This is a genomic window from Enterobacter sp. RHBSTW-00318, from assembly GCF_014101375.1.
GTDB lineage: Bacteria > Pseudomonadota > Gammaproteobacteria > Enterobacterales > Enterobacteriaceae > Enterobacter > Enterobacter ludwigii.
On sequence record NZ_JABXQH010000001.1, the window covers coordinates 900,825 to 917,515 of the forward strand.

The following is a 16,691-nucleotide window of genomic DNA, read 5'->3' on the forward strand; positions in this document are numbered from 1 at the left end:
TACGCTCAGTCACTTTTAGCTAATACAGATTCCAGGCGAGCGGCAATCCGCTGAGGGACTTGTCGCTGCACCGCCTGCACTGCCTGTTCAATGGCGACAGTAAATGCTCGCTGATTGGCGGCACCATGACTCTTAATCACGATGCCGCGCAATCCTAACAGACAGGCGCCATTATACTGGTCGGGGTTGAGGTGACTGAATCGCCGCGTCAGGCTTTTTTGTAACCAACGCTTTAATAAAATCAACCACCAGGCGCTTTTTTTGCCTTCTCCCTGCGATTTAAGCAGTGAGAGAAACATTCGCACGACCCCTTCCATGGTCTTCAACGTTACGTTCCCGGTGAAGCCATCACACACCAGAACATCCGTTTTCCCCGTCAGCAACTCATTGGCTTCGAGATAACCAATATAGTTGATGGAGGGAACCTGTTTGAGCAATTCGGCAGCTTCGCGAATACTGTCCAGGCCTTTGGTCTCTTCTTCACCGATGTTCAATAACGCAACACGGGGATTGTTTATCCCGACCACTTCTTCTGCCAGCACCGACCCCATCACGGCAAACTGAGCCAGCATTGTACTATCACAATCGACGTTAGCACCCAAATCGAGCACCACGGTCTTGCCCTTCTGCTGATGCGGTAATACCGTCACCAGCGCCGGACGCTCAATACCTTCAATAGGTTTGAGCAACAATTTCGACAGCCCCATCAGCGCGCCGGTATTTCCCGCACTGACGCAAGCCTCCGCGCGTCCTTCCTTCACCAGCTCCAGCGCCATTCGCATAGAACTGCCCCGGCTATTGCGAATCGCCTGCGATGGACGTGCATCACTGGCAATAACTGACTGCGCAGGAATAATCTGCAGACGCGAACGTTGTTCAAAGTCAGCTTTTGCAAGTAATGGCGTGATTGTGTCGGGATTGCCGACTAAAAGAAGTGTGAGTTGCGAATTAGAATTCAGTGCCTGCAAAGCTGCAGGCACTGTCACGGAAGGGCCAAAATCCCCTCCCATGACATCTAACGCCAGGGTTAGACGTGTCAAGGTATCGTCACAGCCTGGTTCGGTAAATTCCCCGTTTGCACGGGGAAATCCTCACTAAGCCTAATCACGCTGACGCGTGATTACTTAGTGATAACCTTGCGGCCGCGGTAGAAACCGTCAGCGGTGATGTGGTGACGCAGGTGTTTCTCACCAGAAGTCTTGTCTACAGACAGGCTGGTAACTGCAGTCAGCGCGTCATGGGAACGACGCATGCCACGTTTGGAACGGGTTGGTTTATTCTGTTGTACGGCCATGGACCTTACTCCTCAATTACTTACGCTTTAAGCTGGCTAATACGGCAAATGGGTTTGGTTTTTGCGCTTCATCAGGCAGTTCCCCAAAGACCATGTCCGCCTCGGACACTTCACAGTGTTCAGATTCATGCACCGGAACGACTGGCAAGGAGAGGATGATTTCATCTTCAACCAGAGCCAGAAGATCGATTTCACCGAATTCATTAACTTCAATCGGTTCATACGCTTCCGGGAGTGCTTCAGCCTGTTCGTCAGAACGGACCGGACTGAAACAATACGTTGTGTGAACATGCTGTACAAACGGTTTCCCGCAACGCTGACATTCGAGGGTTACCGTCACCTTTGCATCACCGGTTAAAACGGCGAGACGCTGGTTATCGATAGCGAACGACATGGAGCATTCTACATCACTGTCCACACTGACTACGGATTCGGCGACACGCTCAGCCTGATCGGAAGTATAAATACCTTCGTAATCGAGGCGTTTTTGAGCCGTGCGAACCGGATCAAGAGTCAGGGGTAATTTTACCTTTTGCATAGGGCGCGCATATTAACTTTGTAACGTCATATAGTCAAAGAAAAAGGCAACCACAGCTGCCTTTTGCCAATTATTCGCACACATTGCGGCCTGTAGTTTAAAATGGCTGGCATCGATACGCTATATCTGGTGATAAAAATATGCCAAATCTCGTTCTTGCCTCCACCTCACCCTACCGCCGAATGTTGCTGGAAAAGCTCGGGATCCCGTTTGAATGCGCGGCGCCGGAAGTTGACGAGACGCCGCAGCCGGGCGAATCACCGCGTCACCTGGTCACCCGTCTTGCGAAGGAGAAAGCGCAATCACTTGCCGCACGCTACCCTTCGCATTTGATTATAGGCTCCGATCAGGTTTGTGTGCTGGACGGTGTTATCACCGGAAAGCCGCACACTGAAGCGAATGCCTGCCAGCAGCTTATGCAAGCGCGGGGCAATATCGTCACCTTTTATACGGGTCTGGCACTCTACAACTCCGCCTCGGGTCACCTGCAAACCGAATGCGAACCTTTCGACGTCCATTTTCGCCATCTTAGTGAGCAGGAAATCGCCGACTATGTGCGTCGGGAGCGACCGCTCAATTGCGCCGGAAGCTTCAAAAGTGAAGGTCTGGGGATTGCCCTGTTCGACAAGCTGGACGGACGTGACCCGAACACGCTGGTCGGGTTGCCGCTGATAGCATTGTGCCAGATGCTCAGACGCGAGGAGTGTAATCCGCTGAAGATGTGAGTGTTAGGGTGATGCATCACTTACCGGCAAGGGAGACCTCAGGCCGGTAAGTGCCAGCCAAATCAGCCGCGCAGCACCTTCAGGCAGCATTTTAACTGCTCATCAAGAGGGGCTTCAATGCGAATTGTTTCGCCGGTATTCGGGTGAGTGAACGTCAGTGCCGCCGCATGCAGGAACAGGCGTGACAACCCGGTGCCCGCCAGCTGCTTATCAAACTCCCTGTCACCATAGCGGTCATCAAATGCGATCGGATGACCGGCATACTGCGTATGTACGCGGATCTGGTGGGTACGACCGGTTACCGGGCTGCAGCGCACCAGCGTGGCGAACGCATAGCGCTCTTCCACTTTGAAACGCGTCTCAGACGGCTTCCCTTCCTGATTCACACGGACAATGCGCTCACCGCTTTGCAAAATATTCTTCAGCAAAGGTGCCTGCACCGCCTTAACGTGGGACTGCCAGTGGCCGCGAACCAGCGCCAGATAATCCTTCTGCATCCCTTTTTCACGCAGCTGCTCATGCAGGGAACGCAGGGCAGAACGTTTTTTTGCGACCAGCAGCACGCCGGAGGTATCGCGATCGAGACGGTGAACCAGTTCAAGGAAACGGGCTTCAGGGCGCAGCGCACGCAGGCCTTCAATCACGCCAAAGCTGAGACCACTCCCGCCATGGACAGCGGTACCTGACGGTTTATTCAGCACCAGGATATGATCATCCTCATAAAGGATAACGTCACTCAGGGCGGCCACTTTCTGCAACCTGGGTGAAACGACCTCTTCTTCGCGTTCCGCAACACGGACCGGCGGGATACGCACTTCATCACCGGCTTCGAGTTTGTACTCAGGCTTCACGCGTTTTTTGTTAACCCGCACTTCACCCTTGCGCAGGATGCGGTAAATCATGCTCTTTGGCACGCCTTTGAGTTGGGTGCGCAAAAAGTTATCGATACGTTGCCCCGCGTCGTCTTCCGCGATGGCAACCATTTTTACGGCTGGAGTCTCTGTTTTCATGGTTGGCGATTCTAAATATCGTCAGCCATTAGCGCCACTCATTTTTCTATGCTTATATTTACTTTTATCCGGCCTGTCCCCTGTTTCACGCAATCGATTTGGTGGTTATTAAACCAATCACCGCCTTGAAGTGAAGAAACTGTGAGTAACCGGGTGATAATTGGTAAAAGTCATCTTGCTATAACCCGGCGAGCAGTGGAATAATGAACTCGTTTTCCGTGTTAAATCCTGGTTAAGTAAGGATCTCGACGGAATGACCAATTTTGTCTGACCGATCATCCACGCAGCAATGGCGTAAGACGTATTGATCTTTCAGGCAGTTAGCGGGCTGCGGGTTGCAGTACTTCCCGGTATAAGGATTGTTCTCTGGAGAGTTCTACCCAGGCAATTCCCCTGATAATTGCGCTGTGTTTCCGTATGAAATACAGGCAACCGACACTCTGCGCCTCTTAAGCGAGCGACAACCGTGAGGTTGGCGACGTGAATAGACACGAGGCCATCGGTTCATACCCCGGAAAGCGTCACCTTGCCCGCAGCTTTGTCGTCAATGTAAGAATAACGAGTAAGTTACGATGAAAAGAATGTTAATCAACGCAACTCAGCAAGAAGAGTTGCGTGTCGCCCTTGTGGATGGGCAGCGCCTGTACGATCTGGATATCGAAAGTCCTGGACACGAACAGAAAAAAGCGAACATTTACAAAGGTAAAATCACCCGCATTGAACCAAGCCTTGAAGCTGCATTTGTCGATTACGGTGCTGAGCGTCACGGTTTCCTCCCTCTGAAAGAAATCGCCCGCGAATATTTCCCTGCAAACTATAACTCCCATGGCCGCCCAAACATCAAAGATGTGCTGCGTGAAGGTCAGGAAGTCATTGTTCAGATTGATAAAGAAGAGCGTGGCAACAAAGGTGCCGCACTGACCACCTTTATCAGTCTTGCGGGAAGTTACCTGGTCCTGATGCCAAACAACCCGCGTGCCGGTGGTATCTCTCGCCGCATCGAAGGTGATGACCGTACCGAGCTGAAAGAAGCGCTGGCAAGTCTTGAGCTGCCTGACGGCATGGGGCTTATCGTGCGTACCGCAGGCGTCGGCAAATCTGCCGAAGCGCTGCAGTGGGACTTAAGCTTCCGTCTGAAGCACTGGGAAGCAATCCAGAAAGCGGCAGAAAGCCGCGCAGCGCCGTTCCTGATTCACCAAGAAAGCAACGTGATTGTGCGTGCCTTCCGTGACTACCTGCGTCAGGACATCGGTGAGATTCTGATCGATAACCCGAAAGTGCTTGAGCTGGCGCGCCAGCACATTGCTGCGCTGGGTCGACCGGATTTCACCAGCAAAATCAAACTGTACACCGGTGAAATCCCGCTGTTCAGCCATTATCAGATCGAATCGCAGATTGAATCCGCTTTCCAGCGTGAAGTGCGTCTGCCATCCGGTGGTTCTATCGTTATTGATACGACCGAAGCCCTGACCGCCATCGACATCAACTCCGCACGTGCTACGCGCGGCGGTGATATCGAAGAGACCGCCTTCAACACCAACCTTGAAGCCGCTGATGAAATCGCCCGCCAGCTCCGCCTGCGCGACCTGGGTGGTCTGATTGTTATCGACTTTATCGACATGACCCCTGTTCGCCACCAGCGTGCGGTTGAAAACCGTCTGCGCGAAGCGGTACGTCAGGATCGTGCTCGTATCCAGATTAGCCATATCTCACGCTTCGGCTTGCTGGAGATGTCCCGTCAGCGTCTGAGCCCTTCACTCGGTGAATCCAGCCATCACGTCTGTCCGCGCTGCTCCGGTACCGGTACCGTTCGTGATAACGAATCTCTGTCCCTCTCTATTCTGCGTCTGATTGAAGAAGAAGCGCTGAAAGAGAACACCAAAGAGGTTCATGCCATTGTTCCCGTGCCAATTGCGTCCTACCTGCTGAACGAAAAACGTGCAGCCGTCAGCGCAATTGAATCACGCCAGGGCGATGTTCGCTGCATCATCGTGCCTAACGATCAGATGGAAACTCCGCACTACCACGTGCTGCGTGTCCGTAAGGGTGAAGAGACCAGCACGCTCAGCTATCTGCTGCCTAAGCTGCATGAAGAAGAGATGGCGCTGCCTTCCGATGAAGAACCTGCCGAGCGCAAACTGCCAGAGCAGCCAGCCTTAGCGACCTTCATCATGCCTGAAGCTCCGCCAGAAACGGCGCTGGAAAAACCTGTGACCAAACCGGTTGCGCAAAAACCAGAAGCCGTTGCGGTCAAAGCCCAGCCAGAACAACCGGGTCTGCTGAGCCGCCTCTTCGGTGCGCTGAAGAAGATGTTTGCAGGCGAAGAAGTCCAGCAGCCTGAGCAACCGAAAGAAGCACCGAAAGAAGCGAAACCTGAACGCCAGCAGGACCGTCGTAAACGTCAGAACAACCGCCGTGACCGTAACGATCGTAATGACCGTAACGAACGCCGTGACAACCGTTCGGACAATAATGAGGGTCGTGAGCAACGCGAAGACAACCGTCGCAACCGTCGCGAGAAGCAACCGCAGAATGTTGAAGATCGTGAAATTCGCCAGCAGGCGGGCGATGAGTCTGAGAAGAGCAAACAGCGCGACGAGCAGCAGCCACGCCGTGAGCGTAGCCGTCGTCGTAACGACGAGAAGCGCCAGGCGCAGCAGGAAGTCAAAAACCTGAACCGCGAAGAGCCTGTTGAACAACAGGAAAGCGAGCAGGAAGAACGAACTCAGGTTATGCCGCGTCGTAAGCAGCGCCAGCTGTCACAGAAAGTGCGTGTAGGTGCCCTGCCGGTGGAAGAGACCGTCATCGTCCCTGCAGAAGCAAGTGACACTGCACCAGGCACTCAACTGGCGAAAGTGGATCTGCCGGCCGTCGTCGAAAACAACGCTGAGCAAGACGATAACGGTGAAGGCCGTGATAACGCGGGTATGCCACGTCGTTCACGCCGTTCTCCGCGTCACCTGCGCGTCAGCGGTCAACGTCGTCGTCGTTATCGCGATGAGCGTTACCCGACACAGTCGCCAATGCCATTAACCGTAGCGTGCGCGTCTCCTGAAATGGCATCCGGTAAAGTCTGGATCCGCTACCCGGTTGCTCGTCAGGAGCAGGTTGTGGAAGAACAGGCTGTCACCGAAGAGGTGATTGCCCCGGTAGCCGCAACTGAAGAAGCGGTAAATGAAGCCGCTATCGTGGTTGAGCCACAGGCCGTTGAGTCAGAAGCGCCTCATGCAGTAGACGTTGAAACCACGCACCCAGAAGTGATTGCCGCGCCGGTTGACGCCGCACCGCAGCTTATTGCTGAAGAAGACACCGTGGTCGCTGAAGACGTTGTTGCTGAGGTTCAGCCAGCAGCAGCGGTAGAAGAGACCCTGGACGTGGTTGTCGAAACCGTGACTGAAGACGTGGTTCAGGACGTTGAAATTGACGTCGAACCAGTGCGTGAAGCCGCGAAAGCAGAAGAGCCAGAAGTGAAAGCCGAGCCGGTAATCACCGCTCCGGCCCCTGCTCACGTTGCGACAGCCCCGATGACTCGCGCACCAGCGCCGGAATATGTGCCGGAAGCGCCGCGTCACAGTGACTGGGTCCGCCCTGCGTTCAACTTTGACGGTAAAGGCTCTGCCGGTGGCCACAGTGCAACGCATCAGGCGACGGCACCGGCTACCCGTCCGCAGTCTGTTGAGTAACGACACATAGCGTAAAAAGCCGACCTTCGGGTCGGCTTTTTTATTGCTCGCGTGCCGGCTTTCTCATACCCGCAATGTCCGGCATCACCCTCTTCATCATCTCCAGAAAACGGCGTAAACGCGCCGGATAATAACGCGACCACGGATAAACCAGATGAACCGGGAGCGCGGCGGGCTGCCACTGTGGAAGCAAATGCACTAAGCGCCCTTCCTGGATATCCTGCTTGACCGTCCAGCTTGAAACCATCGCCACCCCTAACCCTGTCAGGGCGGTATTGCGCGCAACATGCAGACTATCCGTGCTTAACCGTGGCGCAATGGAGATACGTTTTACCTGCGAAAGATCATCCCACAACTCCACATGTCGCTGATAGAACGTGCTGATGGCAATCCAGGGAAGCGCCTGCAGATCCTCCGGTGTGTGAACCGGCGCAAACTGGTTCAGCAGCGCAGGCGAAGCCACCACACAGCGTGGCACTTCCGCCAGCAGCACGGAGACGGTTGCCGGATCCACCTCTGCGCCAACTCGAATAGCACAATCCAGATTGTCGCTCAGAAAATCCACCGACTTATCGTTGAGCATCCACTCCACCGACAGCTGAGGATAACGCTGCAAAAACTCCGTTAACGGTCTCAGGAGCTGATCCTGCCCAAAGGCGTGCGGTGCACGTACCCGTAACACCCCAACCGGCTCGTCCTCCGTCTGGCCGATTTCATCTTCCAGTGCCAGCCAGCTATCAATAACCCGCCGGGCATGTTGATAGCAGCGCTCGCCGTCATCGGTAAGTTTTGTAGCATGGGTGGTTCGCAATAAAAGCCGTACCCCCAGCAGCGTTTCCAGAGACTGAAGGCGGCGGCTCACCGTAGCCTGGCTCGTCGCAAGCAGTCTTGCCGCCCCGGATAGCGATCCGCTTTCCACAATACGAACAAATGTGCGCATGAGTTCCACCCTGTCTATACGCTCAACTCGCTTCATCATTTTCCCTGCTATACGCCAAACGTATAAGCGTTTTACCACCAGGCCCTCTACCGTCGCAAGGCATAGTGATAAAAAATAGCGGCACACTATGAGTGAGGAACGTCTTATGAACACAACAACTGCTCCCCATGCCGCCAGTCGCTGGGTGATTTTTATGCTGGCTCTGGGGGCTGGCTTTAGCGTCGCATCCATTTACTACGCGCAACCGCTGCTGCCGCTGATAGGCGCCGACCTTCATCTTAGTATTGAAGGGATGGGGCTGGTCCCGACGCTGACCCAGGCAGGCTACGCGCTCGGTATTCTTTTTCTGTTGCCACTTGGCGATCGTCACGACCGCAGGACGTTAATCCTGATAAAAAGCGCCGCCCTGGCACTGTTTCTGCTGGGCTGCAGCCTGACCGGGCAGCAGCACTCACTGCTGATGGCAAGCCTGCTGATTGGCATGGCCGCGACCATGGCACAGGATATCGTTCCCGCAGCGGCTATCCTCGCCCCCGAAGGGAAACAGGGAAAAACCGTGGGAACCGTGATGACAGGGTTGCTGATGGGCATCTTGCTGTCGCGAACCGTCAGCGGTGTGGTGGGTGAAGCTTTTGGCTGGCGCGTCATGTATCAGCTGGCCGCTGTAAGTATCGCATTCATTGGGGCGGTGATGTGGCGGGTACTCCCGCGTTTTGCCATTCACTCCACGCTGAGTTATCCCGCCCTGATGCGCTCAATGGAACATCTGTGGCGTCGCTATCCGGCTCTGCGTCGTGCAGCACTGGCACAGGGTTTTCTGTCGATTGCCTTTAGCGCCTTCTGGTCAACGCTGGCGGTCATGCTGCTGGAGCGCTATCACCTGGGGAGCGCCGTCGCGGGTGGTTATGGTATTGCCGGGGCCGCGGGGGCCTTAGCCGCCCCGCTGGCGGGAGGTCTGGCGGACAAGTTGGGCGCCGGAAAAGTCACGCAGCTTGGCGCAGCACTGGTTACCGTCTCGTTTGCCCTGATGTTCCTGATGCCCGCGCTGGGTCTTCATGGACAACTGATTCTGATTGCTGTCTCAGCCATCGGGTTTGATCTGGGGCTGCAGTCCAGTCTGGTGGCGCACCAGAATCTGGTCTATAGCCTTGAGCCTCAGGCCAGGGGGCGTCTTAACGCCCTGCTCTTTACGGTGGTCTTTATCGGCATGGCGTTGGGTTCGGCTGCGGGGAGTAAAATCTACACGCTGGCTGGGTGGACGGGCGTGGTTGCCCTGGCAACGGTATGCGGTGTCATTGCGCTGGCAATACGTCTGATTGAAAGTGCACGCGTCGCCTCCGCACCGGCAGAAATCGCGTAAAAAAAATGCCCAATCCACACGGATTGGGCAGTAAAACATGCCCAGTTTCAAGACATGTTCCAAGAGGTCAAGATGTTATCTGTTCAGCTGGAACAGGGACATGCCCTGCATATCGCTAAACGCTTTATAAGATGCCTGCAGCGCGGCCTGCTGCATGGTGTAAGAGGAGATCGCTGCGTTCCAGTCCACATCAACCAGGTCGCTCATCTGCTTAGTCTGGCCCAGTGCACGATCGTCACCAAGGTTATCCAGCTTTTCAAGCTCGTTCATCTTGGTACCTACATCAGCAGCGACAGTAAGAATGTTGTTCTGGGTATTTGTGATGCCGGTTTGAGCATCAGAAATGATTTTCCCCTGTGCTTCAGCTGCAGCAGAGTCGGTATCGACGGGAACCTTAAGCGCGGTAATCACCGTATCGAGGATCTTGAACATGTTCGTCTCGCCATATCCGCCACCAGGCAGTTCTTTGGCGTTACTGGTGATGCTTTCGAAGATCTGCTGACCCGTGTGGCTAATGACCATATTACGCGCGGTATCAACCTGCTGCGAAATAGCCTCAGTTCCGCCTTTGTAATCACCGGTAACGGAATCAAACGGTGGCACTTCAGTCTTAAAGCCGGCAAAAATAAACCGACCATTACCATCCGCGGTGTTTGCGAGGTTCATCAATTGGTCGCGAATACCTTGCAAATCGCTCGCCAGCGACAGGCGATCGTCATCACTTAAGGTCGCGTTTCCGGCATAGACTAATTTCTCTTTAGCACTGGTGATAGCGGCGGTGACCTGGTTAAGCACATTATCTTCGAGAGAAACTTTTTGTGATGCGAACGATCTTGCCAACGCAAACTGGCTATTTTGTGACTGTGATTGTGACAGAACAATAGCCTGCGACGCCGCGATGGGATCGTCCGACGGACGATTGACACGCTTGCCGGTGGACATTTGTTCACCATAACTCAACCACTTGCTCTGGGAATCGGTGATCCCGCGCATGTTTTGGTCGTACATCATCTGGGTGCTAATACGCATGTTTCACCTCAGCCTTAGCGAATATTAATGATTGCATCAAAGAGCGAGCTGGCAGTTTGTAGAACCTGCGCATTAGCGAGGTAATACTGCTGATAGCGCTGCAAATTGCCGTACTCTTCGTCAAGGTTTACCCCTGAGATCGACTGCTGCTGTTTGGTTAACTGCGTCGCCACATTCGCTTTCGTTTCGCTGCTGGTTTTCAGTGCCGCTGTTGAGCTACCAACGGTACTGACGAGGGAAGCATAAGCATCATTGAAAGACTTATTCCCGCCGACAAGCTTGCTATTTTGCAGATCCAGCAATTTTTGACCGTTGCGGTTGTCACTTTCGCCACCGGCGCTTGTCGATGCCATCGCCAGTTTGGACTCATCATTAAACTTGAGTTCCATGTTTACGATGACATCAGAAACGGGCTTCACAACAAAACTGTCTTTGTTATTCGCGGTACCGCTCACGTTGACATTCAGGCCGTCGAAAGACAGATTGCCGCTCGCATCCGGACTCATCGTGAAACTGGTCTTATCCGACGTACGCGTAATGGTCCAGTCGGTTCCGTTGAACTGCAGCTTATAATCGGTTGCCTGGACTTTAGTACTGTCAGCCACGGAGGCTGTCAGCGCGGCGGTACCTGAATTCTTGCTGTTGGACACAACCGCAGGCGAGCCAAAGTCAAAGAGCTTGCCGCCAGCATCGCCGTTAGCATCAAAACCCGCTTCATGCTGCTTGTTCATCGCGTCAGCAAAGGCCAGCGCCATCTGGTTAAGGCTATTACGCGCTTTATCCAGATCTTCAGAGCGGAAGGTGAGTAAACCGCCAAGGGTGCCGGTGGTAATCAGCTTCTCAGGAATTTCGATATTCCCGGAAACGTCATCGGTATAAGCCAGCGTTGTACGGGTTGGGTCTGCGCTGGAATTCACCGCAGCCAGCTGGTTCGCTTTGCTCCCCTGTACCAGGCTGTAACCGGTGCCAAATGAGACGTTATACGTGCCGCCATCCTGCACAGAAACTTCAACACCGACAATTTTATTCAGTTCGCTCACCAGCTGATCGCGTTGATCGAGCAGGTCATTTGGTGATGAGCCAGCACCCACGCCGGTCAGACGGGAAATCTGATCGTTCAGGTTCGCAATCTGTTTGGCGTAGTTATTAATTTGATCGACGCTGGCAGAAATCGCGGTATTCACCTGAGAATCCTGATCGCGAAGATACTGATCGTTGGTTTTAAACTGATTGACCAGGCCATCCGCTTTGCCCAGCACCGTCTGGCGCGCAGCCGGATCTTCTGCGTTGCTCACCAGCGTCTGCAGACTTTTGAAGAAGTCCTGCAGCGTGGTAGAGAGCGAGTTGGTGGTATCCGAGAGCACATCATCGATCTTTGACATCTGCTGATAGCGCGTAGTCAGGCCGCTGCTCTGGGTCTGCGCGGCGCGCAGCTGGTTGGTAATGAATGCATCATACTCACGCTGGACACCGGAGACATAAACCCCGTTACCTACCCAGCCACCGCCGGTCAGCGTGCTGTTTGACGCGCCCAGCACTGTCGTCTGGCGGGTATAACCTGCCACGTTATAGCTTGAAATATTATTACTGACGGTATTGAGTGCCGACTGCGCAGCACTGAGGCCACTCATGGCACTGTTAATCAAACTGGACATGGGGGTTCCTTTTATACGTTCAGACACGAGTCCTGATGAAGGTTATCGGCAGCCTCCACCGGGACTTGAGAACTTTCAGAACAGATTTTCGATATCTGTGCTATAGGCTTTGCTGACCTTCTCGCCCATCGATTTCAGCTGCTGAATCATACTGGTGAGCTTACGCGCATAGTTCGGATCGGTGGCGTAGCCCGCATTCTGCAGTGCCTGAGCGCCCTGCTCCGCGGTTGCCGCCTGTGTAACGGCGGTGTAACGCGGATTTCGGCTCAACAGGCCCACATAGTCGGATAAGGCTTCCAGATAGGAGCTATAGACGCGGAATTTGGCTTTAACCTTCACCGCCGCACCGTTTTCATATTCAGTGGTGGTGATCTCGGTGGTCGGCCCCTTCCAGCTCGACGTGGCCTTCACGCCGAAGATGTTAAAGCTCGGATCGCCGTTTTCTTTACGGATCTGCCGCTGACCCCAGCCGGACTCCAGCGCCGCCTGCGCGAGGATCAGGTGATGAGGCACGCCGCTCTGTTCACTGGCAAGACGTGCCGGCAGCGAGAGCTGCGCCAGGAAGTCTTTGCTGTCGCCAGAAAGTGGCTCATCGCTGGTGCTCGTGGCCTTCGGTACGGCTTTGCGCACCATCTGCGTCAGGGCCTGATTTTGATAACTGGTCACCGTTTGCAGGTCGAACTTCATCGGCACCTGCTGTGGCTTATCATCCGGCTGGATGCCCTGCGCGGCTTCGGTCTGTTTGACAATCATATCAGCCAGACCGAGGCCTTTCCCGGCGGTCATCTGCTGCGCAATCTGCTGGTCATACATGCTGGTGTAAAGACGGGTTGAATCACTGCTGAACATCCCGTCTTTCGGCAGGGTTTCACGCATGCTTTTCAGCATCATCTGTACAAACATCCCTTCCACCTGGCGGGCGACCGGGCGGATATTCGCCGCCGGGTCCTTACCTGCTTTGGTTTTCAGTTCGTTGAGCGACTGGGCATCCCAGGCAGCACCGGTCAACAGCTTGCTATCGGTCAGCATCAGATGATTTCCAGTTTGGCGCGCAGACAGCCCGCGCTTTGCATGGATTGCAGAATCGACATCAGATCCATCGGCGTCGCCCCCAGGGCATTCAGGGCCCGAACCACGCTATTGAGGTTCGCGCTGGAGCGTACGCTCTGCAGCGATCCACCGCTCTGGCGCAAATCAATCTGCGTTTGTGGCGTCACCACGGTCTGGCCACCCCCGAACGGGGTATCAGGCTGACTGACGTTGGCGGAGCGGTTAACCGTCACGGAGAGGTTACCCTGCGCCACGGCACAGCTGTCGAGCGACACTTCGCGGTTCATTACGACCGAACCGGTGCGCGAGTTGATAATCACTTTGGCATCCTGAACCGGAACATTCACTTCCATATTCTGGATATCAGCCAGCATACGGACCTGGTTGCTGCTGCCGGTAGAGGTGCGGATTTGCACGGTACGGGCATCCAGCGCCGTGGCGCTGCCATAGCCGCGGCTACGGTTGATGGTGTCGGCAATCTGCTGCGCCATCGTGAAGTCTTCATTATTCAGCTGCAGGTTAATGGTGTTACCTGCGCCAAACTGGGTCGGCAGTTCACGCTCAATGATCGCACCATTGGTGATACGCCCGCCGTTCAGCTGGTTCACCTGCACACTGCTGCCGCCCGCAGACGCGCCGGCACCGCCGACCAGAATGTTCCCCTGCGCCAGCGCATAAACCTGGCTGTCGACCCCTTTCAGCGGAGTCATCAGCAGCGTGCCACCACGCAGGCTTTTGGCGTTACCCATTGACGAGACCACGACATCAATTGTCTGCCCCTGGCGCGCGAACGCCGGGTAGGAGGCGGTGACCATGACCGCGGCCACGTTTTTCAGCTGCATGTTGGTTCCCGCCGGGACGGTAATACCGAGCTGGGAAAGCATGTTGTTCAAACTTTGAGTCGTGAATGGCGTCTGGGTGGTCTGGTCGCCTGTTCCGTCCAGACCCACCACCAGGCCATAGCCAATCAGCGAGTTTTCGCGTACGCCCTGAACGCTGGTGAGATCGCGAATACGGTCAGCCTGGGCAAACGTTGCCACCAGCGCCAGCGCCACGGCGAAGATCGATTTAAACATGGGTCACCTCGCTTACATCGGCGATAAGTTAAGGAAGAAACGCTGCAGCCAACCCATATTTTGCGCTTCATTGATGTAGCCGTTACCGACGTACTCGATGCGCGCATCCGCCACCTGGGTGGACGGAACGGTGTTGGTGCCGCTGATGGTGCGAGGATTAACCACGCCCGAGAAACGAATGAACTCAGTGCCCTGATTGATGGCGATCTGTTTTTCACCCACAACGTGTAAATTGCCGTTAACCAGCACCTGGTCAACCGTCACCGTCAGCGTGCCGCTAAAGGTATTGCTGGCATTCGCGCCACCTTTACCGTTAAAGGTATTGCCGCCAGAGGCCTCGACATCAGCACGCGCATTGCCGAACAGGCCCTGCAGATAGCGTGGAACGGTATCGAAACCGAAATTGGTTTTGCCATCGCGGCTGGCATTCGCCGACGAGCTCTTGCTCGCGCTGACGTTTTCCTGCAGCACAATGGTCAACGTATCGCCGACATTACGCGGGCGGCGATCTTCAAACAGCGGTTGATAGCCATAATTGATTGGCTGCGCGGTCTGGAAAATGGAGCCGTTCACCACTGGCGCCGGGCCAGGAACGGGTTGGGCGGTAGTCGCACCCTGCACTAAAGGTTTAGACGGGATCAAGGCACACCCGCTGAGGGTGACAGCCAGAACAGTCAGTATCGGATAACGAAACGCCGCGTTTTTTTGCATTGCCTTCATCTTCGAAAACAGGGAGCCGGCGCGGCGTTGACCGCACCGGGCTACACCTTAGAGTTGCGTCAGTTTCTGCAGCATCTGGTCGGTCGTCGACACTGCTTTACTGTTAATTTCATACGCGCGCTGGACCTGGATCATATTCACCAGCTCTTCCGCAACGTTCACGTTCGAGGTTTCCACATAACCCTGATACAACAGACCCGCACCGTTGAGGCCCGGGGTGCTTTCATTTGGCGTACCGGAGGATTGCGTTTCGGTGTAGAGGTTCTCACCAATGCTTTCCAGACCGGTGTCGTTCATGAAGGTGGTCAGGTTTAGCTGTCCAACCTGAACAGGTGCGGCCTGCCCCTGCTGCGTCACACTCACCACGCCGTCACGCCCGATAGTAATACTCAGGGCATTCGCCGGGATGGTAATCGCAGGCTGAACCTGGAAACCACCCGCCGTCACCAGCTGACCATTCTGATCGACCTGGAACGATCCGTCGCGGGTATAGGCAGAAGTTCCGTCAGGCAGCTGCACCTGGAAGAACCCCTGGCCTTTGATTGCCACGTCTTTGCTGTTGTTGGTCTGAGACAGGTTGCCCTGGCTATGCAGACGCTCGGTGGCTACCGGACGAACACCGGTACCAATCTGCAGGCCGGATGGCAGCGTCGTTTGTTCAGAAGACTGCGCTCCCGGCTGGCGGATGGTTTGATAAAGCAAATCTTCGAAAACCGCACGCTGACGCTTGAAACCATTGGTGCTGACGTTTGCCAGGTTGTTGGCAATCACATCCATGTTGGTTTGCTGCGCGTCCAGGCCAGTTTTCGCGATCCATAAAGAACTGATCATAAGGAGTCCTGTTAACTCATAGCCAGAAGTTGGTTAGCCTTGCCCGCGTTTTCATCAACGCTGCTGATAATCTTCATCTGCATTTCAAAACGGCGGGCACTGGCGATCATGTCGGTCATCGCTTCGACCGGCTTGACGTTACTGCCTTCCAGAACGCCGGACATCACGCGGATGCTCGGATCGGCCTGTAACGTGGCACCCCGAGTGGCCTGGGTCGCCTGGGTCAGACGGAACATCCCGTCATCGCCACGCTGCACCTCTTTGCCTTCCGCCTTCACCAGCTTCAGACGCCCAACGGGCGCAACGGTATTGGCCGGATCGCCCGGGTTCAATGCCGAAATGGTCCCGTCGGCCGCGATAGTCAGCTCAGACCCTTCCGGCACCGTCAGCGGACCCGCTTCACCCATTACCGGATGACCCTGAATCGTCAGCTGGCCCGTGGCACTCACCTGGATGTTACCGTTACGGGTATATCCTTCACCGCCGTCAGCGGTCTGCACCGCCAGCCAGCCGTCCTGTTGCAGGGCAACGTCCAGCGGGCGTGAGGTGTAATCCATCTGGCCTGGCGTCATATCCGCACCCGGCGTAGAGGCCGTAACCAGCGTACGCGTCGGCAGGGAGAGCCCTTCCACCGGGACCGCACGCAGCGCATTAAGCTGCGCACGAAAGCCCGGTGTAGAGGCGTTTGCCAGGTTGCTGGCAGTAACAGCCTGCTGATTGAGCGTCTGGCTTGCCGCGCCCATCGCGGTATATATTGCGTGATCCATTGCGCTTTCCTGT

At 55.1% G+C, this 16,691-nt stretch carries 15 protein-coding genes; 3 read left to right on the top strand and 12 right to left on the bottom strand.

All coding sequences use genetic code 11. The features are described 5' to 3' along the window. Window positions 1-5: 5 nt before the first annotated feature. The 3 genes from plsX to yceD all read right to left on the bottom strand — a co-directional run bounded on the left by plsX (window position 6) and on the right by yceD (window position 1,832). Entirely contained in the window at window positions 6-1,040 is a 1,035-nt protein-coding gene (plsX, locus tag HV157_RS04430) for a phosphate acyltransferase PlsX (RefSeq protein ID WP_014169571.1), read from the bottom strand. 80 nt (window positions 1,041-1,120) lie between these two features. After that, complete coding sequence (gene rpmF / locus HV157_RS04435) at window positions 1,121-1,294, bottom strand: 50S ribosomal protein L32 (RefSeq protein ID WP_003857964.1); 174 nt, start codon at window positions 1,292-1,294, stop codon at window positions 1,121-1,123. Window positions 1,295-1,310: 16 nt separating this feature from the next. Next, window positions 1,311-1,832, bottom strand: a complete 522-nt coding sequence (gene yceD, locus HV157_RS04440) for a 23S rRNA accumulation protein YceD (protein WP_014169570.1) — start codon at window positions 1,830-1,832, stop codon at window positions 1,311-1,313. A 140-nt stretch (window positions 1,833-1,972) separates the two neighbouring features. Here yceD and HV157_RS04445 point away from each other — a divergent pair, with 140 nt between their 5' ends. Continuing rightward, the gene (locus HV157_RS04445; RefSeq protein ID WP_032677877.1) at window positions 1,973-2,557 is read left to right on the top strand and encodes a nucleoside triphosphate pyrophosphatase; all 585 of its coding nucleotides are present in this window, start codon (window positions 1,973-1,975) and stop codon (window positions 2,555-2,557) included. 62 nt (window positions 2,558-2,619) lie between these two features. Here the strand turns inward: HV157_RS04445 and rluC are convergent, their stop codons facing one another. After that, window positions 2,620-3,567: a 23S rRNA pseudouridine(955/2504/2580) synthase RluC gene (rluC, locus tag HV157_RS04450; RefSeq protein ID WP_086532689.1), complete on the bottom strand. Its 948-nt coding sequence runs from the start codon at window positions 3,565-3,567 to the stop codon at window positions 2,620-2,622. 572 nt (window positions 3,568-4,139) lie between these two features. On the opposite strand from rluC, the gene rne reads away from it, so the two are divergent. After that, on the top strand, window positions 4,140-7,250 hold the full coding sequence (gene rne / locus HV157_RS04455) for a ribonuclease E (RefSeq protein WP_182268453.1): 3,111 nt from the start codon (window positions 4,140-4,142) through the stop codon (window positions 7,248-7,250). Window positions 7,251-7,290: 40 nt separating this feature from the next. Here rne and HV157_RS04460 read toward each other — a convergent pair whose 3' ends face one another. Next, entirely contained in the window at window positions 7,291-8,226 is a 936-nt protein-coding gene (locus HV157_RS04460; protein ID WP_175416310.1) for a LysR family transcriptional regulator, read from the bottom strand. Between the two features lie 109 nt (window positions 8,227-8,335). On the opposite strand from HV157_RS04460, the gene HV157_RS04465 reads away from it, so the two are divergent. Beyond that, entirely contained in the window at window positions 8,336-9,550 is a 1,215-nt protein-coding gene (locus HV157_RS04465; protein WP_025204459.1) for an MFS transporter, read from the top strand. A gap of 75 nt (window positions 9,551-9,625) precedes the next feature. Here the strand turns inward: HV157_RS04465 and flgL are convergent, their stop codons facing one another. The 7 genes from flgL to HV157_RS04500 form a co-directional block, all read right to left on the bottom strand. Next, window positions 9,626-10,579 carry a flagellar hook-associated protein FlgL gene (gene flgL / locus HV157_RS04470; RefSeq protein WP_182268452.1) on the bottom strand — a complete coding sequence of 318 codons (954 nt, stop codon included), beginning with the start codon at window positions 10,577-10,579 and terminating at the stop codon, window positions 9,626-9,628. Between the two features lie 14 nt (window positions 10,580-10,593). Next, complete coding sequence (gene flgK, locus HV157_RS04475; protein ID WP_020884676.1) at window positions 10,594-12,234, bottom strand: flagellar hook-associated protein FlgK; 1,641 nt, start codon at window positions 12,232-12,234, stop codon at window positions 10,594-10,596. Between the two features lie 75 nt (window positions 12,235-12,309). Continuing rightward, window positions 12,310-13,263: a flagellar assembly peptidoglycan hydrolase FlgJ gene (gene flgJ / locus HV157_RS04480; RefSeq protein WP_014169562.1), complete on the bottom strand. Its 954-nt coding sequence runs from the start codon at window positions 13,261-13,263 to the stop codon at window positions 12,310-12,312. After that, complete coding sequence (locus HV157_RS04485; RefSeq protein WP_014169561.1) at window positions 13,263-14,360, bottom strand: flagellar basal body P-ring protein FlgI; 1,098 nt, start codon at window positions 14,358-14,360, stop codon at window positions 13,263-13,265. The genes flgJ and HV157_RS04485 overlap by 1 nt, the downstream gene beginning before the upstream one ends. Before the next feature lie 12 nt (window positions 14,361-14,372). After that, a complete protein-coding gene (gene flgH, locus HV157_RS04490) occupies window positions 14,373-15,071 on the bottom strand; it encodes a flagellar basal body L-ring protein FlgH (RefSeq protein ID WP_023311139.1) in 699 nt (232 codons plus the stop codon). Window positions 15,072-15,128: 57 nt separating this feature from the next. Then, a complete protein-coding gene (flgG, locus tag HV157_RS04495) occupies window positions 15,129-15,911 on the bottom strand; it encodes a flagellar basal-body rod protein FlgG (protein WP_008500810.1) in 783 nt (260 codons plus the stop codon). 11 nt (window positions 15,912-15,922) lie between these two features. Continuing rightward, window positions 15,923-16,678 carry a flagellar basal body rod protein FlgF gene (locus HV157_RS04500; protein ID WP_014169559.1) on the bottom strand — a complete coding sequence of 252 codons (756 nt, stop codon included), beginning with the start codon at window positions 16,676-16,678 and terminating at the stop codon, window positions 15,923-15,925. Window positions 16,679-16,691 lie beyond the last annotated feature (13 nt).